The 21,062-nt window shown below is 60.2% G+C and carries 19 protein-coding genes, 3 tRNA genes and 1 pseudogene; 9 read left to right on the top strand and 14 right to left on the bottom strand.

Annotated elements, in window-relative coordinates:
- From OA90_RS22035 to OA90_RS22025, 3 genes are all read right to left on the bottom strand, one after another.
- Positions 1-296: GTP-binding protein (locus OA90_RS22035; protein WP_244274695.1), on the bottom strand; the 296-nt coding region annotated here is incomplete at its 3' end.
- Positions 297-561: 265 nt separating this feature from the next.
- A tRNA-Gly gene (locus OA90_RS22030) sits at positions 562-635 on the bottom strand.
- A 20-nt stretch (positions 636-655) separates the two neighbouring features.
- Positions 656-740, bottom strand: a tRNA-Tyr gene (locus OA90_RS22025).
- Between the two features lie 400 nt (positions 741-1,140).
- On the opposite strand from OA90_RS22025, the gene OA90_RS22020 reads away from it, so the two are divergent.
- Both OA90_RS22020 and OA90_RS22015 read left to right on the top strand, forming a co-directional pair.
- A complete protein-coding gene (locus tag OA90_RS22020) occupies positions 1,141-1,977 on the top strand; it encodes an RNA methyltransferase (RefSeq protein WP_068417583.1) in 837 nt (278 codons plus the stop codon).
- Between the two features lie 520 nt (positions 1,978-2,497).
- A tRNA-Thr gene (locus OA90_RS22015) sits at positions 2,498-2,573 on the top strand.
- Positions 2,574-2,875: 302 nt separating this feature from the next.
- On the opposite strand, the gene OA90_RS22010 is transcribed toward OA90_RS22015, so the two are convergent.
- The gene (locus tag OA90_RS22010; RefSeq protein WP_068417580.1) at positions 2,876-3,811 is read right to left on the bottom strand and encodes a hydrogen peroxide-inducible genes activator; all 936 of its coding nucleotides are present in this window, start codon (positions 3,809-3,811) and stop codon (positions 2,876-2,878) included.
- Between the two features lie 123 nt (positions 3,812-3,934).
- Between OA90_RS22010 and OA90_RS22005 the strand changes: the two genes are divergently transcribed.
- Positions 3,935-4,120, top strand: coding sequence for a YdcH family protein (locus tag OA90_RS22005; RefSeq protein WP_068417577.1), 186 nt, complete (start codon positions 3,935-3,937; stop codon positions 4,118-4,120).
- 141 nt (positions 4,121-4,261) lie between these two features.
- On the top strand, positions 4,262-4,390 hold the full coding sequence (locus OA90_RS29810; protein ID WP_279625827.1) for a hypothetical protein: 129 nt from the start codon (positions 4,262-4,264) through the stop codon (positions 4,388-4,390).
- A gap of 306 nt (positions 4,391-4,696) precedes the next feature.
- Here OA90_RS29810 and OA90_RS29615 read toward each other — a convergent pair.
- The 3 genes and pseudogenes from OA90_RS29615 to ggt all read right to left on the bottom strand — a co-directional run.
- Positions 4,697-4,894 (bottom strand): annotated as a pseudogene (locus OA90_RS29615) (integrase core domain-containing protein); the annotation flags it as partial.
- Positions 4,895-4,911: 17 nt separating this feature from the next.
- A complete protein-coding gene (locus OA90_RS21995) occupies positions 4,912-5,871 on the bottom strand; it encodes a 2-hydroxyacid dehydrogenase (RefSeq protein WP_068417574.1) in 960 nt (319 codons plus the stop codon).
- Positions 5,872-5,891: 20 nt separating this feature from the next.
- Entirely contained in the window at positions 5,892-7,568 is a 1,677-nt protein-coding gene (gene ggt, locus OA90_RS21990; protein WP_244274694.1) for a gamma-glutamyltransferase, read from the bottom strand.
- 260 nt (positions 7,569-7,828) lie between these two features.
- Between ggt and OA90_RS21985 the strand changes: the two genes are divergently transcribed.
- From OA90_RS21985 to OA90_RS21965, 5 genes are read left to right on the top strand one after another with little or no spacing between them, the layout of a single operon-like run.
- The gene (locus tag OA90_RS21985) at positions 7,829-9,376 is read left to right on the top strand and encodes an ABC transporter substrate-binding protein (RefSeq protein WP_068417570.1); all 1,548 of its coding nucleotides are present in this window, start codon (positions 7,829-7,831) and stop codon (positions 9,374-9,376) included.
- Between the two features lie 8 nt (positions 9,377-9,384).
- Positions 9,385-10,335: an ABC transporter permease gene (locus OA90_RS21980; RefSeq protein WP_068417567.1), complete on the top strand. Its 951-nt coding sequence runs from the start codon at positions 9,385-9,387 to the stop codon at positions 10,333-10,335.
- Complete coding sequence (locus tag OA90_RS21975) at positions 10,335-12,272, top strand: dipeptide/oligopeptide/nickel ABC transporter permease/ATP-binding protein (protein WP_068417565.1); 1,938 nt, start codon at positions 10,335-10,337, stop codon at positions 12,270-12,272. Before OA90_RS21980 ends, OA90_RS21975 begins: the two co-directional genes overlap by 1 nt.
- Positions 12,253-13,230, top strand: a complete 978-nt coding sequence (locus OA90_RS21970) for an oligopeptide/dipeptide ABC transporter ATP-binding protein (RefSeq protein WP_068417564.1) — start codon at positions 12,253-12,255, stop codon at positions 13,228-13,230. Before OA90_RS21975 ends, OA90_RS21970 begins: the two co-directional genes overlap by 20 nt.
- 2 nt (positions 13,231-13,232) lie before the next feature.
- Positions 13,233-14,057 carry a creatininase family protein gene (locus tag OA90_RS21965; RefSeq protein ID WP_068417561.1) on the top strand — a complete coding sequence of 275 codons (825 nt, stop codon included), beginning with the start codon at positions 13,233-13,235 and terminating at the stop codon, positions 14,055-14,057.
- An 11-nt stretch (positions 14,058-14,068) separates the two neighbouring features.
- On the opposite strand, the gene OA90_RS21960 is transcribed toward OA90_RS21965, so the two are convergent.
- The 7 genes from OA90_RS21960 to OA90_RS21930 form a co-directional block, all read right to left on the bottom strand.
- The gene (locus tag OA90_RS21960; protein ID WP_244274697.1) at positions 14,069-14,980 is read right to left on the bottom strand and encodes a LysR family transcriptional regulator; all 912 of its coding nucleotides are present in this window, start codon (positions 14,978-14,980) and stop codon (positions 14,069-14,071) included.
- A gap of 141 nt (positions 14,981-15,121) precedes the next feature.
- Complete coding sequence (locus OA90_RS21955; RefSeq protein ID WP_244274696.1) at positions 15,122-16,045, bottom strand: glyoxylate/hydroxypyruvate reductase A; 924 nt, start codon at positions 16,043-16,045, stop codon at positions 15,122-15,124.
- A gap of 53 nt (positions 16,046-16,098) precedes the next feature.
- Positions 16,099-16,776, bottom strand: a complete 678-nt coding sequence (locus OA90_RS21950; protein WP_199823807.1) for an RraA family protein — start codon at positions 16,774-16,776, stop codon at positions 16,099-16,101.
- 10 nt (positions 16,777-16,786) lie between these two features.
- The gene (locus OA90_RS21945) at positions 16,787-18,076 is read right to left on the bottom strand and encodes a TRAP transporter large permease (protein WP_068417553.1); all 1,290 of its coding nucleotides are present in this window, start codon (positions 18,074-18,076) and stop codon (positions 16,787-16,789) included.
- A 4-nt stretch (positions 18,077-18,080) separates the two neighbouring features.
- Entirely contained in the window at positions 18,081-18,647 is a 567-nt protein-coding gene (locus OA90_RS21940; protein WP_068417551.1) for a TRAP transporter small permease subunit, read from the bottom strand.
- Between the two features lie 9 nt (positions 18,648-18,656).
- On the bottom strand, positions 18,657-19,646 hold the full coding sequence (locus tag OA90_RS21935) for a TRAP transporter substrate-binding protein (protein WP_068417548.1): 990 nt from the start codon (positions 19,644-19,646) through the stop codon (positions 18,657-18,659).
- 317 nt (positions 19,647-19,963) lie between these two features.
- Positions 19,964-21,022: an SDR family oxidoreductase gene (locus tag OA90_RS21930; RefSeq protein ID WP_068417545.1), complete on the bottom strand. Its 1,059-nt coding sequence runs from the start codon at positions 21,020-21,022 to the stop codon at positions 19,964-19,966.
- Positions 21,023-21,062: the final 40 nt, after the last annotated feature.

Here is a 21,062-nt window from a genome sequence, read left to right as displayed (position 1 = left end):
ATCTGCGCCGCGCCGGTGATCATGTTCTTCACATAATCGGCGTGACCCGGGCAATCAACGTGCGCGTAGTGACGGTTTTCCGTCTCATACTCGACGTGAGCCGTGGAGATCGTGATGCCGCGGGCCTTTTCTTCAGGCGCGCCGTCGATCTCGTCATAAGCTTTTGCTGTCGCACCACCGGCCTCAGCCAGCGTCATCGTGATTGCAGCTGTCAGCGTCGTCTTGCCGTGGTCAACATGGCCAATCGTGCCAATGTTAACGTGCGGCTTCGTGCGCTCAAATTTTTCTTTCGCCATCGGCGTCGCTCTCTGTCCACTACTCGGGTCGGTCGATAAAAGGCTCGAGCGGGACGCGCTCCGGCGCCTTGGACAGATCCGCGAGCGACGAATTGCTTCCCGTAGAACTTCCGGAGCGTCCGCTCGCAGGCGATTGGACACTCCGCAACTTTAGGGTCGATCAGCTTTCCGCCTTCACGTGAGCCCACATGAAAACAGGCTGATCCGGTCAGGATTTCCGTTCGGAAGAACCTTCCGTTCCGGACACTCCGATCAACACCCATGATGGAGCGGGTGAAGGGAATCGAACCCTCGTCGTCAGCTTGGAAGGCTGCTGCTCTACCATTGAGCTACACCCGCACAACAAGGAATCAGTACGATGGTGGAGGAGGTTGGATTCGAACCAACGTAGGCATAGCCAACGGATTTACAGTCCGTCCCCTTTAGCCACTCGGGCACTCCTCCATCTCGTCCTGCTTCACGCCGAAGCAATCAGGATGGCTTGACCTGAGAACCCGCCCGGATGGGGCGAGCAATCCTGTGGCGCGTGTTATGCAGATGAGGACCTGCCCTGTCAACGCCGATTTTGCAAAGAAATGAACAAAATCAGGGAGACGCCCGAAACAGCCGCTTCGGGCGCTGGGGATTGCTCCGGCAACCAGCATTCAAACTGTGCCCCGATCCCGGCTGCCTGTCACCCACCATCGTTGTTTTATCGGGGCCCGGACGCGTTTTCACCTCCGGCTGTGGACAACCTGCCAGCTTCTTTTTTACCGGTTGAAGGTCATCCTGAAAACCTCCGGCCGCGGCCCTCGGGACATTGCGGCCTCTTCCCCTTGCCGCTTTTACCCGCTAGATCTGCGCCATGACGGAAAACAGCAAATCAGCGCGTCCGCGCTCCCGACCAGGTCACGGCGCGGGCGGTTCCAAAGCGGGTCATTACAAAAAGGGCGGCGGCAAACCGGCGCCGCGCCGTCCCGGCCTGCCGCCGGACGGCCCGGTCCTGCTTTACGGCCTGCACACGGTCGAGGCCGCTTTCGCGAATCCCGACCGCAAGCGGCTGAAACTCTACGCCACGGAAAACGCCCAGCGGCGTCTTGAGGAGCGCGGCATCACCATAGACGTGCCGGTCGAACCGATGATGCCCAAGGCGCTCGACCGGATGGTGACCAAGGATGCCGTCCACCAAGGCATGATTCTGGAAGCCGATCCCCTGCCCGCCTATGGCCCGGAACACCTGACGGACGCCCGTCTGGTGCTGGCGCTCGACCAGGTCACCGATCCGCATAACGTCGGCGCCATCCTGCGTTCCGCCGTCGCGCTGAGCGCCGACGCGGTCGTCACCACCGAACGCCATGCCCCGGAAGAAGGCTCAGTGCTGGCCAAATCCGCCTCGGGCGCCCTCGACATGATCAAACATGTGCGCGTGAAGAACATGGCGCGTTTCATCGCGGAAATGACCGAAGAGGGATTCGGCTGCATCGCTCTCGACAGCGACGGCACCGCCAGCCTGGAGGAAACGCCTTTCACCGACCGGACCGTGCTGGTGCTCGGCTCTGAAGGAAAAGGCGTGCGCCACGGTGTGCGCGAGGCCTGCGGCCTCACCGCCCGCCTCGACATGCCCGGCGAGATCCGCTCCCTCAACGTCTCCAACGCCGCCGCGCTGTCATTATATGTGGCGCGGATGAAGATGGGGCTTTAGGCACGGACCGGCCTGGTTCCGAGGGAAGACGGCGCCACTCGTTCTGTTGACACGCGCCAAACCCGCAGCCTTTACTCCGAATACTGCCCTCCGACCCAAGCTTCCCGTCCCTGGCCGCCGCTGCCTTAAGCCGGCGTCATCACACGCGGTCCGTCGCATATGACCGGAAACGCCAGTCCATAGCACTTTTGGAAGACTCAGACTTCCGGTCCCCCGGGTCTTGCACCAAAGGCTCTTACGCTAGGCATAGCATTCCGGCTTAGGACCGGGACGGCGGTGGCAAGTCCTCGCAAAGCGATGTTTGAGCGTGCCATGAGCAGCCCCGCTTCCGGCAATGCTCCTCGCAGGACCCACTTTCAATCAGCTCACAAGACTGAGGACCGGCAAATCATCCGTATTTCCTGCTGCGGCCCAAAGAGCCCGCAATTCCGGTAAGACATTGAAATTTTGTGGCCAGACCAGAAATTTTCGTTTTGGGGCATGGACAAGCCCGCCCAATCTGCTAGAAGCCATCCCCGGCGCCGGTATAGCTCAGCTGGTAGAGCACGTGATTTGTAATCTCGGGGTCGCGGGTTCGAATCCTGCTGCCGGCACCATTTTTCCTCAAATTTCAAATTGTAGCGCAACTTCGGTTGGAGAGCCGCGCAATTTCGAATGGCACGCAGTTATTCAGCACATTCGGTTTCTGATAACCTGAATTGTCGCGATGCTGCGATGAACCCCCAGGCCTGATTTTCAGCATGCCACCGTGTGTGGTTATTAAGACAGATCGAGGCTGTACGGCAAACGACCAACTCCGCTGAACTGACGAAAGCTGACGTCCGCCCGGAGAGGATCGAATGCCTGAATGGGGCTGGAAAGAAAACATGACAGGTCCACAGAACGAGCAGGCCCCGGTTCAGCCCGGCTCGACGCTTACCCCTTCCACGTTCATGCCCCGTGCCGTCTGCAGCGCCAGGTCCAGCAGCTTTTCGAAATGATCCGTTCGGGCACTTCCTCGCCGCCACACCAGGTAGATCAGGCGCTGCATGGCCATGCCTTCGACCCGTTTCAGGACAAGATCCGGCTCCTTGCCGAACTCCGAGGCGATATAGGCAGCCGGAAACAGGGCCAGTCCCATGCCGATGGAGGCCATCTGGCGGAGCGCATCGAGGCTCGTGCCTTCGTAATCCTGGCGAAAATCCGCACCTGCTGTGCGAGCAAGCGCCTGAACGTCGTCATGGAGGCGGTACCCCTGGCCGAGCGCGAGCAGCTTCTCGTCCTGCAACATCGAGACCGGCACGACTTCCAGACCGGCCAGTGGATGGCTCCTTGGCACGGCTAGAAGAACGGTCTCCCGGCACAGGACCTTTGCTGCCCATTGATCAGACGGCGTGATGTCGGGTGTGAGAATGCAGTCGAAGATGCCGGCCGCGAGCCCCTCTTCTAGAGAATTGGGCCTGTCCTCCCGAATATAGAGCTCAAGCCCCGGATATTCGCTTTTGAGCGCGGGCAGCAGTCGCGGCATGAAATACGGCCCGAATGTGGGCGACACCCCCAAGCGGATCAGTCCGCCGAGATTCGCCTGACCGGCCTGCGCCGCCGTCACGATTTCGTCCAGATCTTCCAGGGCCCGCCTTGCCAGCGGCAGCAGCCGTTCGCCCGCCGCAGTCAGGCGGATCGCGCCGCTCCCCCGCTCGAGCAAAGCCGATCCGAGCTGATCTTCCAACAGCTTGAACTGGGACGACAAGGTAGGTTGCGAGACGTTGCAGGAGGCAGCGGCCTGTCCGAAATGCAGCGATCCGGCGAGGGCAACGAAATACTCCAACTGGCGTGGAGATGGCCGGAAACGCATGTCGAAATCCCAATTGATAGTTTTTTTCTATCCACACAATATAAACAATGTATTTCTCCTATCAACACATGGCCCCCATATCCGGAGTGTCGGCAAGACGCCGATGTTAATGAGGAGACAACCATGCACAACCGTTTGAAATCCTTGCGCAGTCAGCACAGCACTCTCGACGGTCTGATCCGGAAGGAGGAAATGCGCCCCTACCCTGACATGCTGCACATCCGCTCACTGAAAAAATTCAAGCTGCGTCTGCGCGACGAGATCGAGCGGGTCGAGACGCATCTGCTCCCCCAAAGGCTGGCCTCCTGACGCCGGCAGAAGCGGCTTCCCCTTTCCTGAAACTTCGAGGAGCAAGTACCTTTCATGTTCTGGCCGTTCTTTTTCATTCCGCCTTCGGCGGTTCAGCCGCGACATCGCACGACAACCCGCTTGCGCGACCTGGATGCGCGCATGACAACGTTCCTGGCAGAGAAACAGGAGGCGAGCGACACCAGCCCTCAGGTACTCGACAACATCAAGACTGCGCGGTCGAAGGTTCAGCGCGAACTGGCAGGCGTAGCTGAACACCCCATCCAGTAGGGTCTTGTTTGGTGAGGTTAGTTATGACGGCCCACTGCGCCGGGCTGTCCAGATCTCATCGGCGCGCGCAAAACGATGCGCCCCAAGCTGAGAAGCTTCAGGAGCCTGCTGCGAAAGCCGGCCTGGCTTCTTCGTATTCAAAAGGAAAGACGGCAAATGCACCGCCTTTCCCGATTACGCCGCGGGTCATGTCGGGCCGCTCATTGTTGTATGTCCATAGCCAGCGCGTGGCGTGATCCTGTTGTAGCGTTCGATACAAGCGTTCTTTGAGCCACTCCTCATCCTTTGGAGGGGATCCGGCGTGATTTAAGCTACTCTCTTGGTCTGCTCGTCGGTTTCGATTTGGGTGAAATAGACCACTGCGGGCAGCTTCCCGCCATGGGTCGCATGAGGCCGCTTTGGTTGTAGCAACGTGATCCATTTCGCGATGCCGGCTTTAGCCTGCCATCCTGTCTCTCAAGCATGCAGGTAGACGCATTCGCACTTCAGGGAACGCCAGAGCCGGGCAAACTCGTAGGCGGTTACACAACCACGTCAAGAGGCGGCGGTGTCCGCCCCTCCAGAACGGCGCTCAGGTTATCGACCATGCGTTTGACTGTCGGCGCAAACATGTCGGCGGAGACCGCCGCCGTATGCGGCGTGTTGATCGCCGTCGCCAGGCCGATCAGCGGATTGCCTGCTTCGACAGGTTCCCGCGAGAAGACATCACTGGCGGCACCGCGCAGATGACCGCTTTTCAGAGCATCCGCCAGATCTGCCTCGATCACGACACCGCCTCGGGCCGTGTTGACCAGCAGTGAACCGGGTTTCATCAGCGCGAGCGTCTCGCGGTTGATCATTCCGCGCGTTTCTTCGGTAAGCGCGCAATTCAGCGTCACCACGTCGGCTTCCGCGAGCAGTTCCTGCAAGGGAACGTAGCGGACACCAAGTTCCGTTTCGGTTTCCGGGTCTTGCGGCGCGCGTCCCGTATACAGTATCCGGCAACCGAACCCCGCCAGAAGCCCTGCGAGAGCCTTGCCGACATAACCGAGCCCCACGATGCCGACGGTCTTGCCGGTCAGTTGCATGGATGTGGCCGCCAATGCCGCCTTGGGCCAGCGTCCTTCGGCAACGGCACTATGGCCGCGCACCAGATTCCGGTTGAGGGCCAGAATCAGCCCGAGCGTCGTTTCGGCGACCGCAATGGCGTTCGACCCTGTCGTGCGCAGGACCCGGACCCCGTTGATCCGGGCGGCGTCACAGTCGATGGCGTCATAGCCGACGCCCCATTTGTGTATGGCGCGAAGCCCGGGCGTCGCCATCATCTCCGCCGTCACCGCCACGTCCGAGACGATGGCGCAGTCAGCACCCTGCAGAATTCTGAGCTGAGACTGCGGGTCCCGGGAATCTGCCGCCGAAATCTGCCAGCCCTCGGGTAAAAACGCACGGATCCGGTCAAGCCGTTCCTCCGGTATGGGGTCCAGAACGACGAGCCTGGTCATATTCCCGGAAGCTCCCGGCCTCACGCCTTTGCCTCGTCGTCAGGTGCGCGATCCGGCCAGAACCGGACGCCCGGACGGGCGAGACCGCCACCGATCCCGATCGCGGTACCGTCGGCGCGCCAACAGGCAGCGCCGCGAAGACCGCCGTCCTCGAAGGCGATTGCGTTCATGCCGCCGCCGATGTGCGGCATGACCTTTATTTCGTGCCCCTTTTCGCTCAAGGCATCTTTCAGCGGCGCCAGTGGTTGTTCGATTTCCACCTCCTGGCCTTGAGTCCAGATACGCGGAGCCTCGACAGCTTGCTGCAGGCTCATGCCGTGGTCGATCAAATTGACGATCGACTGCATGGCGGACGGAAATATCCGCAGTCCGCCGGGAAGACCCAGCGCATAGCGCGGTGCGCCGTCCTTGCACACGATCATCGGCGCCATGGATGTGGGAACGCGCTTGCCCGGGGCAATCGAGAGCGCCTGTCCGGGATGCGGGTCGTAATTCATCATGTAGTTGTTGGGAATGATCCCCGTCCCGGGAACCATGATCCGCGCGCCGAACAACCCGTTGATCGTATGGGTGGCAGAAACGATGTTGCCGTCCTTGTCGGCGACGGTAACATGGGTCGTATCCCGGCTTTCATACCCCGCGGCCGGCGGAACGGCGACGCCGAGGCGTTCACGGCAGTCCCCTGCATAGGATTTGGAGGTCAGCCGGTTCACCGGAACGTCAACAAAATCGGGGTCGCCTGAAGCCGCGCGGCGGTCCGCGAAAGCCAGAGCAATGGTTCGCGCCAGAAGATCGAGGCTCTCGTCGGAGCCGAACCCCATGCCCGCCACGTCATACCCTTCGAGAATATTGAGCATCTGCGTGACGTGAACGCCCGAGGAGGCCGGAGGCGGCGGTCCCATGATCTCGTAGCCCCGATAGGATCCTGTGATCACACCGCGCTCGACCGGCCGGTAAGCCTTCAGATCCTCAAGCGTCACCCAGCCGGCATCGGGGCCGCCGGTTGCCATGCGCTCCACCAGCGCGGCCCCGAGAGAACCGCCATGAAGTGCCGCCGCGCCTTCACGGGCGATCAGACGCAGGCTTTCGGCATAATCATGCATGAAAATGCGCTCGCCGAAGAGCGGCGGGCGCCCTTCAGGCAGAAGAACTTCCGCGATTGCCGGGTCGGCGGCAAGGTCCTGTCTGAACTCGTTGACGGCGCCGGCAAGATAATGCGTTGCGAAGAAGCCGCGCGATGCCGCGCGAATGGCCGGTTCGACCAGATCGGCGAAGGGCAGTTTGCCATGCTTTTCATGGAGCAGGCACCAGGCAGCCAGATTGCCGGGCACAGCCACAGCCGACGCCCCGACCGTATTGCGGCGGTCCTTCGCCTCCATGTAATCCGGCGGTTCATCCGAAACCGGCTCGTAAATGGCCGGATGCATGCTTTTCGCCGCGCAGGCCAGCCCGTCCATCACCACATGGGTCCCGTCGGCAAGGCGAAGATGGGCCAGCCCACCCCCGGCGATACCCACCATCATCGGCTCCACGACCGTCAATGTCAGCAGGGCGGAGACAGCCGCATCCACAGCGTTTCCGCCGGCCGCCAGCATCTCCGCCCCCGCCGAACTTCCCAGGGGGTGATTGGTCACGACCATGCCGCCAGGCCCGAAGGCTGGTTGCTTTTCGCATTCGAAGGAAAAAGAGAGGGGCATTTGCGTTCCGTCCGGCATGCAGTTTCGCCGGAGCGTAGCCCGGCTGCCGCACGATGCCAAAAAGGTAATTTTTTCATGCGGGAAAAGAAAATTTATGACCGGCGTCGAGGCCACCGGGCTTTGCGGATGAAAATTATTTTTTGGCGCAGACAAATTTTTTCAATTGGACATTCACTGCCCGGATCGCGCGAAATTTAGCAGATAGCCGACGTTTGAAGCGGCACGAAAACCTTTCAGCAACAAAAACGGGGTGACCAAGAATGCCCGATAGTTCCGAATTGAATTTCAACCCAAACCGGCGTGCTGTTCTGACAGGGATCGGCGCCGGCATGACTGCCATGGCCCTTCCCGGCCGTGTCTGGGCTGCCGACGGCGAGACGTTACGCTATGGCCTGTCGACCTTTCCTCCCAGCCTGGCGCCCTGGAACAACACCGGCGCGTCTTCCAACAACGTCAAGCTTTGCCTTTACCGTGGCCTTATGGGCTACGATCCGGAGGCAAACCTGATTCCGGAAGTCGCCGAAAGCTACGAATGGCCGGATCCGAACACGGTCGTCTTCAAGCTGCGCGACAACGCGGTCTTCCACAATGGCGAACCGGTCACCGCTGAAGACGTGGTCCATACCTTTGAATCCATCATCGCAGAGGATTCATCCGCCTATCTGAAATCCTCCTTCCTCAACATCGACAAGGTCGAGGCGGTCGACGCCAAGACGGCCAGGTTTTCACTCAAGCAACCGTCCGCCATCTTCCTCAAGGAGCTCGCCAATTACTGCGCCGGCCTCGTCTGGAAAGGCAGCTCCGCGGACGACCCGGTCGGCTGCGGCCCCTTTACCAAGAGCTCGGAAGAGCGCGGCGTCTTCGTCGAAGTCACCAAATTCGCCGACTTCTACAGCAAGGGCGAGCCAATCTGCGACAAGATCCGCTTTACTGCCTATGCTGACCAGAATCTGCGCTATGCCGCGCTGGAAACCGGCGATGTCGATGTCATCGAATACCTGCCCTGGCCGCAGTTCGACGCGGTCGAGCAGTCCGAGACCCTCAACATCGGCGCAACGGTCAGCCCATTCATGCTCGTGCTCTTCAATGTCGCCAAGGACGGGCCCTTCAAGGTTCCAAAGGTGCGTCAGGCGGTTGGCTATGCCATCCAGCGGCAGGATGTCATCGACGCGGTCTTCGCCGGAAGAGGCACGCAGCTGACGGGTTTTCCAAACCCTCCAGGATCTCCCTACGACGTCTCCGATCCCACGATCGAATATTCCTTCGATCCTGAAAAGGCCAAGCGACTTCTTGCCGAAGCAGGTTATCCCAACGGCTTCTCCTGCCGCCTGCTGTCCACATCGACCTACGGCATGCACCAGGACACGGCCGCCATCGTCCAGGCCTATCTGCAGATGATCGGCATCAACGCGACGCTGGATCTCCCGGACTGGGCGACGCGCGTGAAGAAGGGCAAGGAAGGCGACTACGATATCGCCGTGCACGGTCTTTCAGGCTTTTACAACGACCCGAACGCTCTCTGGCCCCTCCTCCATTCCGGGCCGGCAAACTACACTAAGTCCTTCGGATTCGAGTCAGCTCGCATCGATGAACTGCTTGAAAAGGGCCGTGCCACAATGGACGAGGAAGAGCGCGGGGCCATCTACAAGGACCTGGCCCAGGCCTATTTCGAGGAAGTGCCGCAAGTCCCTATCAACTGGCGTGCACAGGCCCATGCAATGCAGAAATCCGTCAAGGGCTTCAAGGCATTCCCGGGCTGGCTGAACACGTCATCGGCTTTCTCCTTCGACGTCTCCGAGCCGTCCTGACCTGAGCCATGATACGTTTTGCCCTGAACAAGGGGCTGGCAGCCCTGTTGATGCTATGGATCGTGGGAACCATCGTTTTCGCAGTCCTTTTCGTCGTCCCCGGCGATCCGGCGGAGCTCCTGCTCACGTCGGACGGTGCGGTTGCCAGCCAGGAATCTGTCGAAAGTCTCAGACGCCAGATGGGGCTCGACAAGCCCTTGATCACGCAATATCTGGACTTTCTGGCAGGTGCGGCCCGTTTCGATTTCGGACAATCCCTGATCGATCACGTGCCGGTGGGCAAAACGATTGCCCTGCGTCTGCCCAGAACCATCGAACTGATCCTGGCCGGGTTGTTTCTGGGTCTGATCACCGGCATTCCCGCGGGCACCTGGGCGGGACTTCGCCCGGGCCGCTCGTTCGACCGGGTGGTCTCGGCCGCCAACGCGGTCCTCATCTCGGTGCCCGGCTTCGTGACGGGCACGCTCTTCATCTATCTGTTCGCCCAGGTGCTGCGCTGGCTCCCGGCAGGCGGCTATGTGAGCTTTGCCTCCGATCCGCTGCTTCACCTGAAACTGCTGACGCTGCCGGCGATTACCGTCGGCCTGCATCTCTTCTCGATCATCTTTCGCATGACCCGTGCGAGCGTTCTGGAAATGCGCACCCATGACTGGGTGCGAACGGCGGTCGCCAAGGGGCTTCGGCGCAAACTGGTCGTACGCCGCCACGTCGTGCGCAACGCCCTCGGCCCGATCGTGACGGTGGTCGGATTGCAGATGGGCATCCTGCTCGGGTCCACCGTTCTGATCGAGTTTATCTACAACTGGCCCGGCCTGTCGGGCTATCTGGTGACCGCCGTTCAGCAGAGGGATTATCCATCCGTCCGTGCGGTCATCCTCGTGGTTTCGGCTCTGTTCATCCTTATCAACTTCATGGTCGAGATGCTCTATTCCGTCCTTGATCCCAGGATCCGCCTGTGATGCCGTTTTCCCGTTTCTCTTTTCCCCGCCGCCTGATCGTGGCCAGTCTGCTGCTTCTGCTGCTGATCGGATCCATGTTCGCGGCCCCGCTGCTGACGTCCGCCGACCCGGTGCAGATCGCGGTCTCAAAACGCCTGGCGGGTCCCTCCTGGGCGCATCCCTTCGGGCAGGACGAGTTCGGCCGGGACCGGCTGGCCCGGGTGCTATACGGCGGACAGGTCTCCCTGACCGTCGCCTTCCTGGCGAGCTTCATCGCAATGGCCATCGGCACGTTCATCGGACTGATGGGAGCCTATTTCCGCGGCCTGTTCGAGTTCATCGCCATGCGCGTTTCCGACGTGGTGCTGTTCTTTCCGCCGATCCTTCTGGCGCTGCTCGTGGTGACTATCTTCGGTCCGGGCGTATCCACCATGGTCGCCGTTCTCGCTCTGCTCTATTTCCCGTCCTTCTCGCGCATCGCCTATTCCGAAACCCTCAGGGTTTCCGCACTGGATTTCGTCGAAGCCGCCCGGGCCCTTGGCACGAAGCCGCGCCGGATCGTGGTCTCAACGGTCCTGCCCAACATACTCGGTGCAATATCGGTGCAATTCTCGCTGACCGCGGCTGCGGCCATCACCGTGGAATCCGGCCTGTCGTTCCTCGGGCTCGGAGTTGTGCCGCCCGCTCCCTCCTGGGGCCAGATGATCCGTGGCGCTCGCGGCTTCATGGAGCAGGATCCTCTCGGCATCTTCGTGCCCTGCGCAGCGCTCTGCGTGACGATCTACGCCATCAATCTGTTCTGTGACCGGCTGCGGGACGTGCTGGACCCCAAGGGCATGGAAGACGGCAAGGATTCGGTTTCTCCCGCCGGCAGGCAGACTGCGGCTCCGGCGAAACTTGATACGGACAGCGCCGCCGAGCTGCGGGGACTGACGCTCAGCCTGAATCGCGGCAAGCGGGAAGCACCCGCCGAACTGGTGCGTGACATAACCCTGAAACTGCGGCGCAACCAGTGCACCGCCCTGGTTGGCGAAAGCGGATCGGGCAAGTCGCTGACCTCGCTCGCCCTGATGGGGCTTCTGCCCTCCTCCATCCGTCCTTCGGCAGGCCATATCGCGATTGAGCGCAAATCGGGCGCTGCGGTGGATCTCGTTTCGCTGGCGGCAAAAGAAGCCGAGAAAGTACGGGGCGATGACATCGCCATGATCTTCCAGGAACCGATGACCTCGCTCAATCCGGTTCTCAGGGTGGGAGTGCAGATGGTGGAAGCACTTCAGGCACACAGGAAGGTGACGCCGGAGGAAGCCCGTAATCGCTGCGTCGCCGCGCTGGACCGCGTCGGCATTCCCGAAGCGGAACAGCGCTTCGACAGCTATCCGCACGAACTGTCGGGCGGCATGCGCCAGCGCGTGATGATCGCCATGGCGCTCCTGTGTGAACCCAAGCTTCTGATCGCCGATGAGCCGACCACCGCACTCGACGTCACGATCCAGGCCGAAATCATCGACCTGCTGCGCGATCTGAGGGCGAACCAGGATTCCGGCCTCAGCATGCTCTTCATCAGTCACAACCTCGGGATCGTCGCCGATATCGCCGACCGCGTGGTGGTGATGTACTCCGGCGAGATCGTTGAAGAAGGTCCGGCAGGCGACATTCTGTCGGACCCTCACCACCCCTATACACGGGCGTTGCTGGAAAGCATGCCTTCGCTGCACGAGGAGATGCACTCTTCCCGTGGCGACAGGCTTGGGGCCATCGGCGGCACCCCGCCCCTGCCACAGGCAAGGCCGTCAGGCTGCGCTTTTCGCGACCGGTGCCCGGACGCAAAGGACGCTTGTGCGGCAACCCATCCCGGCCTTTACCCTTCCCAGGACGCGCTGCGTGCCGTCCGCTGCATATTCGCTCCCGAGGCCTCGAGTTTCCTGAAGGAGGCATGTGATGAGCCGTGCGTTGCTTGAAGTCACCGGACTGACGAAGTCTTATCCGGGCTCCGGAAGAGGGATTTTCCGAAAGAGCCGCGTTCCGGTGCTCCGGGGCATCGATCTGTGCATTGCCCCCGGAGAGGTTCTCGGCCTCGTCGGCGAGAGCGGATCCGGAAAATCCACTCTGGGAAAGACCGTCCTGAAGCTGATCGACGCCGACAAGGGCACGGTTCGTTTCGACGGCCGGGACCTTGCCGGCCTCAGCAAGGAGGAACTGCGCACTGCCCGCAAGGACATGCAGATCATTTTTCAGGACCCTTATGCCAGCCTGGATCCGCGCAAGCCGATCCGTGCCGTTTTGTCGGAAGCGCTCGACACGCACAATCTTCATACCGGAGAACGGCGCGAAGCCCGTTTGAAGGAATTGATGGACATGGTCGGCCTGTCTCCGGAATTTCTCGGACGGTTGCCGCACGAATTCTCTGGCGGTCAGCGCCAACGCGTCGGCATTGCCCGGGCGATTGCCGTCGAACCCCGTTTCATCGTCGCCGACGAGGCGGTTTCCGCGCTCGATGTGTCCATTCAGGCGCAAGTGCTGAACCTTCTTGCGGACCTGCGCGCGAAAACCGGAATATCGCTTCTCTTCATCAGTCACGATCTGTCCGTGGTGCGCTTCATCTCGGACAGGGTGATGGTGCTTTATCTCGGCAGGGTGATGGAAATCGGCCCGGCCGATGATGTTCATTTCAAACCGGCCCACCCTTATACGGCCGCTCTGGTTTCGGCCGAACCGGGCCTGAAGCCGAAACCCGGCCGCGTCCGTCTTACGGGCGAGATCCCCTCGCCTGCAAATCCCCCCTCAGGCTGCGTATTCCGCACCCGTTGCCCCTATGCAATGGATGCCTGCGCCGCCGAGGTTCCGAAACTGCGCCGTCTCGGGAAAACCCGGTTTTCGGCCTGTATCCGCGATGACATACCAACTGGAGCCCAGTGATCATGAATTGGTCTGAAACCAAGAAACTGAAAATCGCCGAACTGACCAGCGAGGAATCACGCCGGTTCCTGACCGACGAGGCCGTTGTCCTCGTGCCGCTGGGATCTCTGGAGGATCAGGGCACTCATGCCCCCATGGGCGACTATCTCGGTGCCGAATGTGTTGCCCTCGATATTGCCCGCGGCGCACGCGAATTCGGAATCGCGACCTTCGTCTCGCCCAGCATTCCATTCGGCGGCTCCGACTATTTCGGCTCCACCCATGGCGGCATAGCCATGTCGCAATCCACTCTGGTGGCGCTTCTGGACGATATCTTCAAGTGTCTCACCCGGCACGGTATCAAGAAGATCATGCTCATCAACGGCCATGGCGGCAACGTGACGGCGATAACCGAGGTCACCCACCGCTGGCGCCAGACGACCGGAGTATTCGTGCCGTCCATGTATCTGTGGCAGATCAGCTACGAGCTCCTGAAAGACATTCTGGGTCCGGAAGGCGCGGCGAAGTCCTCCGGCCACGGTGGCGATCCGCTGACATCAATCGGTCTGCACTATTATCCTGAGATCCTGCGGATGGATCTGCGTGAAAAACCCTCCACCAGTGGCATGGTGCGCGGCGTGAACGTGGGCGGCATCAACGCAATCAGCTACAAGGGTGCAAAGATCCAGGCTCCGGTCGAAGCCCTCGAGGCGGCCCCGCACGGCATCTGGGGAGGCGACCCTGTCTTTTCGAGCGCGGAAACAGGCCAGAAGCTCAGCGCCCGCCTTGTCGAAATCGGTGCGGGACTGATCCGGGATCACGTTTCCAAGGGATTTGAAGCTGCTTAGGGTCCGTCCCCTCAGGACGCAGGCCCTTTCTTGAAGGTCAGGAAGCGCGGGTGGGTTTCACACCACTCCCGCGCTGCCGTTTCGGCGATTTCAAAGATCTGCTGAACCTGGGTCTTGCGGGCGCGGTTCAGGTGTACGCAACAGATATCGAGCGGCGCGATTGTCTCGGTTGTCTCGATCAGTTCGAGCCTGCCGCTAATGATGTCCTCTTCCACCTGGGACAACGCAACCGCCGAAATACCGTAGCCTCGACGCACCATTTCGCTGATGGTCGCCAGCGAGTTTCCCACATGCCGCACATTCGGCCGCGCACGGTTCTCGTGCAACATGCGAGACAGAACCTGCATCAGCGGAGAACTGGGCGGATAGAGAATTATCGGCAACTGGCGCAGTGTCTTCGTTTGAAGCGGCTGCTTCAGGTCCCGCAAGAGATCCGGATGTCCAACCCAACCCACGTCATACTGCACGGTAAAGCTGTTGGGGACGCGAGACAGGTCTGCTTCGTCCGTCAGGAACGCCAGGTCCAGGACGCCGGCGCGCAGCAGACGCCTGAGGTCACGGTTGGAACCGGAATGAATGTCCAGCAGCACGTTGGGAGCTGCCCGTGCCACCATGTCCCTCATCAGGATGCCCCATGACGTCGTGACCATGCTGACCATTCCGACGGCCAGGTGACGCTGACGCCGCTCATCCAGACGTGAGCTCATGGCTTCATGCAGATTGGCGAACATCTCCGCGTATTCCGCCACCTGCTGGCCATGCTCGGTCAGCCGAAAATGCTGCGAGTCCCGTTCGATGAGCTGGACGTTCAGATCCTCTTCAAGTGCGTTGATACGGGCCGAAACCGCCGGTTGTGTAAGGGACAAACGTTCTGCGACACGGCGATAACTGTGAAGCTGGCATAACCAGTAAAAAGCTTCCATCTGTTTGAAGTTCATGGCCACCGGTCGCATTTTTCACGCAATCTAGGTTAGGCCACCACGAATGAAAAGGCCACGCCCCTTCCCTGCTGGCAGGAAAGGAGGGCATTGCCTTCACGATAGGCAAAATACCAACGGATATGCTCAGTAACCGCGCACTGCATCGGCAAGATCCTCGACCGTTCCCGTTTTTTCGAACGTATCCAGATTCGCCGCGATGATCCGGCTCCCCGTTCCCGCATCTATCCGGGACGCGATGTGCGGCGTAACGGTGATCGCCGGGTGTTTCCAGAACGGATGCTCGGGTGGCAACGGTTCGACGTTGAAAACGTCCAGCGTCGCCTGGGCGATCTGACCGCTGTCCAGTGCAGCCAGCAGATCTTCCTCGACCAGATGCGGGCCACGGGCCGCATTGATGATGCAGGCGCCTTTCGGAAGCTTCCCGAAGGTCTCGGCGTTCAGTACATTTTTCGTTTCATCCGTAAGCGGCAGCAGATTGACCAGAATTTCCGTACCTTCCAGAAAAGCGTCGAAATTTTCACTTCCCGAATAGCAGGTCACCCCCTCGATATCGCGCGGGCGTCGCGCCCAACCGACAGTCCGGAACCCCAAGCCGGCGAGAGTCTGCGCGGCAAAACTGCCGAGGTTTCCCAGCCCCATCACCCCGACACGGCGTTGCGGCGCCGGCGGCACTTCGACCGCATCCCACTCGGCTCGCGCCTGAGCGGCCGCCTGGTAGGGGCGGTTGCGATGGTGCCGCAGCACGTGCAACGCTACATATTCGCGCATGAACTGGGTCAGATCGGCGCCGACGGTCCGAATGATCGGCAGCTTCCGGGGCAATTCCGCATCGGCCAGAACATGATCAATTCCCGCGCCGATAGAGACGACTGCCTTCAGGTTCGGGAAGCGGGCGATATCGCCCGTGCGCGGACGCCAGACAACGGCATAACGCACCGACTCCGGATCGTCTTCCTCCGTCAATGGATTGATGCTCCAGTCGGGCAAAAGTTTCCGCATGCGCTCAACCCAGCTGGCAACGATTGGCTCGGATGGCGTATAGATCACGGCTTTCAAAACTCTATCCTTGTATTAATCTGATACCTGCACACGGCCCCTGATCAGCCTTCCAGCTTGGCAGCCACCATTGCGGTTGCCCCGGAAAGCGCGCCGAGATGGGTTCCTTCGGTGACTTTCTGTTCGTTCACGGCACCCTTGGCAGTCTTTTCCTCGCCGAGAGCAAGAACTTCGTCCAGATCTTCCGGAGCGATGAAGAGCACGCCACAGTCGTCCGCCAGCACCGCATAGCCCGGCAGAACCGCAGCGCCGCCGATGGAGACCGGCACGTTGAATCCGCCGCCGGAATTGTAAAGGCGGGTGGTCACCGGCGAAGCGCCGCGCGACCACATGGGGAATTCCTGTTCTTCGATCTCGAGCGTATCCGTGTGCGGACCATCGACGCAGCCGCCATCCAGTTTCATCATCGCGGCCATGCGGGTGACGCCGCCGCCCCAGCACGCGTATTTTCTATCGCCCAGCCGGTCGACCGCCAGAAAATAGCCGGGTCCGACCTGGCTCAGGCAATGATGAAGCAGTGTGGAATCCAGGCCCGGTATGGCCAGCGTGGCAACCGTCGCCGCCACAGTCTTGCCTCGCAGGACCGGTGAAATGCCCGGATCTGCGAACCCGAAATGGTAGAAATGGCCGATTGTTGCCGTTTCCAGCTTCGCAAGCCTGTCCAGCTTCTCCGTGGCAATCGGAGCGGGCATCGGGTTGATCTTGTAGGTCATCGTCGACATGTCATGTCTTTCAGTAGGAATTGGGCCCCAGCATCAGATCGGGCAGGAAGGTGACCAGTTCCGGAACGTAAGTCAGCAGAACCAGAACGCTTATGAGAGGAATCAGGAAGGGCAGCACCGCCAGCGCCACCGCCTCGAAGCGGACACGGCCGACCTCCGACACGATGTAGAGGCCGATCCCCATGGGCGGCGTGGCGATGCCGATCAAAAGGCCGAGCTGGATGATGATGCCGAAATGGACGCGGTCGATGCCATAGGCATCGATCACCGGCAACAGGGTCGGCACCAGGATCAGCTTGGCAGGAACGCCTTCCACGACGCAGCCCACCAGAATGATGAAGACCAGCAGAAGCGCCAGGAAGACCGACTTGCTCTCTGTCATGGCAAACAGGTGTTCCGCAATCTTCTGCGGTGCCCTGTCGATGGTCAGAAGCCAGCCCATCGCGATGGAAAAGGCGATGATGATCATGATCACGGCGGTCATCGTCGCGCTGTCGCTGAGCGCAGCGGCGAATTTCTTCCAGGTAAGCTCCCCGTACCAGAGCCCGAGGCCTGCGCAGTAAAGACAGGCAAGGACACCGGCCTCGGTGGCGGTGACGAAACCGAACATGATGGACCCGAGAATGATCGCAGGGGCAATCAGCGCCAGGAACCCGTGACGTGCCGAGCCTGTCACCTCACGCATCGTCGCGCGCGGCTGTGTCGGAAAGTCGGTAAACTGAGCCCGGATTCGCACATAGATCATCAGGGCAGCGCCCACGACGATGCCGGGCACCAGCCCCGCGAGGAACATCCGCTCGATGCTTTGCTGCGCCAGGAAGGCATAGAGCACCAGGCCGATAGACGGCGGGATCAGCGGTCCGATGACGGAAGACGCTACTGTGATCGCCGCAGCGAAATCGGCACGGTATCCTCTTTCGCGCATGGCCTTGATTTCGATCGCCCCAAGTCCCGCACAATCGGCAACCGCCGCGCCGGAAATTCCGGCGAAAATCATGGAACTCAGGATGTTCACCTGCGCCAGACCGGCACGCAGATGTCCAACAAGCGCGTTGGCAAAGGCGAAGATACGCTCCGTGACACCGCAGGCGTTCATCAGATTGCCGGCCAGAATAAAGAAAGGCACCGCCGTGAGCGAAGCCTTGTTCACGCCTTCCAGCATCTGCTGGGGAATGACCTGCAGAGCTGTCGAGAAATCGGAGGTCAGAAAGGTGATCAGTGCTGCCGTTCCGATGGAAATGGCGACCGGCACGCGCAAAAGGATCAGAAGGATGAAACTTCCGAACAGGATATAGGCCAAAGTTTCAGGCCTCCGGATGGTGGCTGTTGACGTTCTCCGGCAGACCAGCAGCCATCTTGGCTAGGTCCACAAGCGCGACGAGACAGATCAGGAAGGTAGAGATGAAAAGCGGAACGGAGAGCATCTGCCGGGCCAATTCGCCGCCATCGGGAAAAATAGCGCCGTCCACATAGCCGCGCGAGGTCGCGATCACCGTGGGCATCAGACCCAGCAGCGTGCCGCAGATGGCAAGCGCCGAAAGATCGGAGATCAGGCGCGTGGCGGCCATGCCGAACGGACCCATCCTCTGCGCGAAAAAATCCACCCGGATATCTCTCAGCCGCACATAGATGGCGAAGAAGCCGAAGAAGGAAAGCCAGACGAAGAACACCATTGTCCAGGGCCACATCCAGTAGGCTGACCAGCCGAAGGGACGGGCCAGGATCGTGACACCGGTAAGCGTCAGCATCCCCAGCATGCAGATATTGCAGATCCAGATGAACACGCCGCCAAGGCGCCACAGCATCAGGTCTAGCCGGAGAAGAGCGCCTTGCAGCGCCCCTCCCGGTTCATGGTTGTCGAGCGGATACACCAGCGGGCCTTATTCGCTGCGTGTCGCTTCAACCGTCTCGATAAAGCCTTCCGGCAGCTCGCCGTCCTCGTTCATCTGCTGATAGAATTCCTGCATCCTGGCGACGAAAGGACCGGTATCCAGCTCCGTATAGGTGGCTCCGGCATCCGTCATCCGTGTGATGCTTTCATCAGCGACGGACATCATGATCTCGCGCGACAGCTCTCCCGCCTCGTTATAGGCCTTCAAGAGCCCGGCCCTTGTTTCTTCCGACAGGGCTTCGTAGGCGTCGACGTTCATCATGAAGCCAATCGACTGCCAGTACTCGTCATGGCGGCTGATATAGGGTGCAACCTCGTTGAAACGCATGGATTCGACCAGTGCGATCGGGCTGTTCACCGCTTGCACGATATCCTTGTTGATCGACTGGTAGACCTCGGTCCAGGGCAGTGTGATCACTTCACCGCCAAGATGGCTCCAGGTTGCGATTGCCAGCTTGTTCGGATGCATGCGCAGTTTCAGGCCTGCCACATCCTCAAGTCCGTTGATGGGCTTGTTGGAGACGATGACACGAAACGGCCCCCTCAGCACCGCCGTCGGATTTCCAAGCGGTGCAACACCGGACTCGGCCGCCGCCTTTTCGAACCAGTCCTTCACCAGATCGCTGTCCATGAAGCGAACCCAGTGGTCGTAATCGTCGAACGTGAAGGCCGGCGAAGCCCAGACGAGTTCCGGTGCCCACTTCTTCATGTAGCCGAAGCCTTCGGCATAGATGTTCACGATACCGGCCTGAAGCTGTTCCAGAACGGCATCTTCCTTGCCGAGCTGCTCGTTGGGGAAGACCTGAATGGTCAGCTCACCGCCGGTATACTCCTCGGTCAAATCCGCGAATTTCTGAAAGACCTGTCCTTCCGGGCTGTCGACCGGCATCTTCGTGGCCATGCGCCAGGTTTCTGAAAGTGCGGATGTAGCGGACAGGGTCAGCGCGATGGCCGCAGCTGTGGCGATTTTTGAGAACATTTAGAGCCCCTCTGAAGGTTGGAAAAAACACGCGTTGGCCGCGTTTGTTTGTCCAAATTTGAGCTCGAGCCGGTGGCAGGGGTCAAATTAAAAATTTTTTTAAACCGGCAACTGTTTTTTATCGGCAATCGCAACAGGCATAGGCAGTTACAGTCAGACGCGTGGCATCGCCTGCGTCTCGTTTGCCGGAACGTGCATCGCAGAAAGTTGCCCCTGAACACAGTGCGCAAGTATCCGCGCACGAATACGCGCGCACCGCATTCAGGCTTCCCGAATGGCCCGGCAAGCAACCAGCTGCAGGTTCCAGCTACAAATGCTTATGGGATGATCTTGCGCGAGCGAAGTTCCTGGAAAACCGCCATGAACATTGCTTCCGTATCGACATATTCATGAAAACCATGGCGTCTTGCCTTGGATCCATCGGCGAAGAAATCATAGTTCCAGCTGAATACCGCATCTGCGAACCCCCAGGACGACACCTCCTGATAGGTATGTTCGGCGAGGCTGTGATCCGCGACAATCCCGTTCCACAGGCCTTCCTTGTCATCCATGACTGAAGCAAGGGACATTGGCAGCGGTGGCGCCACCTCCAGATCGAAAAACTCCGCTATCCTTGGCCACATTTCCGACCAGCGAAACAGGTCGCCATTGGTAATGTTGTAGACTTGATTGGCACAGGATTCGTTCGTGGCCGCCCAAATGGTTGCCCGCGCCAGCAAGCCGGCGTCGGTCATCTCGATCAGGCTGTCGTAGGCGCCAGGCTTGCCCGGAAAACGAAGCGGCAGATTGAGCCTTTTCGACATTGTCGCATAGACCGCAATGGCAATTGCCAGGTTCATCGGATTGCCAAGACCGAAACCGATGACCACGGAAGGACGCAGAGCCGACCAGGACCAACGCTTGCCAACTTGCCTGAGCTCCAGAAACTCCTGCTGGTCTATGTTGAATTCGGGAGGCATATGGTTCGCGTCGCTTTCACGCGCAGGTGTTTTGAACGGTCCCAGATGCGCGCCATACACCTTGTACCCCTGCATGAGACTTATATGCTCCAGCCCGGGCGCGACGGTCTCGATGACATCGACAACGTTTGTCAGCATTCCGAGATTGGGACCAACAAGTTCAGACCACGACGGCCGGTCCTGATAGGCCGCGTAGAAAATATGCGTCACCTCGGCAAGCGAGGACAGTTTTGACTCAGCGTCTTGCCGATCCAGGAGATCGACCGGGATGTAGGTGACGCGATCGGTCGACACGCCCCCTCGCCGCGAAAGCCCGACAATATCCCAATCGTCGAGTGTCAACAGATGGTCGATGAGGTTGCCGCCGATGACGCCGTTCGCGCCAACCACCAGGGCCACTTTTTTACGTCTTGTCATAGTCAGATCCTAGAAGTTCAAACTCGATGACTTCAGGATC

It is taken from the genome of Labrenzia sp. OB1 (assembly GCF_001624695.1).
Lineage (GTDB): Bacteria > Pseudomonadota > Alphaproteobacteria > Rhizobiales > Stappiaceae > Roseibium.
This window is presented reverse-complemented; position numbering and strand designations above follow the sequence as displayed.

Bases quoted from the DNA above. Each gene is read 5' to 3' on its own strand.
- OA90_RS22020 (WP_068417583.1), top strand. From the start codon at position 1,141: ATGACGGAAAACAGCAAATCAGCGCGTCCGCGCTCCCGACCAGGTCAC.
- OA90_RS22010 (WP_068417580.1), bottom strand. From the start codon at position 3,811: ATGCGTTTCCGGCCATCTCCACGCCAGTTGGAGTATTTCGTTGCCCTC.
- OA90_RS22005 (WP_068417577.1), top strand. From the start codon at position 3,935: ATGCACAACCGTTTGAAATCCTTGCGCAGTCAGCACAGCACTCTCGAC.
- OA90_RS29810 (WP_279625827.1), top strand. From the start codon at position 4,262: ATGACAACGTTCCTGGCAGAGAAACAGGAGGCGAGCGACACCAGCCCT.
- OA90_RS21995 (WP_068417574.1), bottom strand. From the start codon at position 5,871: ATGACCAGGCTCGTCGTTCTGGACCCCATACCGGAGGAACGGCTTGAC.
- ggt (WP_244274694.1), bottom strand. From the start codon at position 7,568: ATGCCCCTCTCTTTTTCCTTCGAATGCGAAAAGCAACCAGCCTTCGGG.
- OA90_RS21985 (WP_068417570.1), top strand. From the start codon at position 7,829: ATGCCCGATAGTTCCGAATTGAATTTCAACCCAAACCGGCGTGCTGTT.
- OA90_RS21980 (WP_068417567.1), top strand. From the start codon at position 9,385: ATGATACGTTTTGCCCTGAACAAGGGGCTGGCAGCCCTGTTGATGCTA.
- OA90_RS21975 (WP_068417565.1), top strand. From the start codon at position 10,335: ATGCCGTTTTCCCGTTTCTCTTTTCCCCGCCGCCTGATCGTGGCCAGT.
- OA90_RS21970 (WP_068417564.1), top strand. From the start codon at position 12,253: ATGAGCCGTGCGTTGCTTGAAGTCACCGGACTGACGAAGTCTTATCCG.
- OA90_RS21965 (WP_068417561.1), top strand. From the start codon at position 13,233: ATGAATTGGTCTGAAACCAAGAAACTGAAAATCGCCGAACTGACCAGC.
- OA90_RS21960 (WP_244274697.1), bottom strand. From the start codon at position 14,980: ATGGAAGCTTTTTACTGGTTATGCCAGCTTCACAGTTATCGCCGTGTC.
- OA90_RS21950 (WP_199823807.1), bottom strand. From the start codon at position 16,776: ATGTCGACGATGACCTACAAGATCAACCCGATGCCCGCTCCGATTGCC.
- OA90_RS21935 (WP_068417548.1), bottom strand. From the start codon at position 19,646: ATGTTCTCAAAAATCGCCACAGCTGCGGCCATCGCGCTGACCCTGTCC.
- OA90_RS21930 (WP_068417545.1), bottom strand. From the start codon at position 21,022: ATGACAAGACGTAAAAAAGTGGCCCTGGTGGTTGGCGCGAACGGCGTC.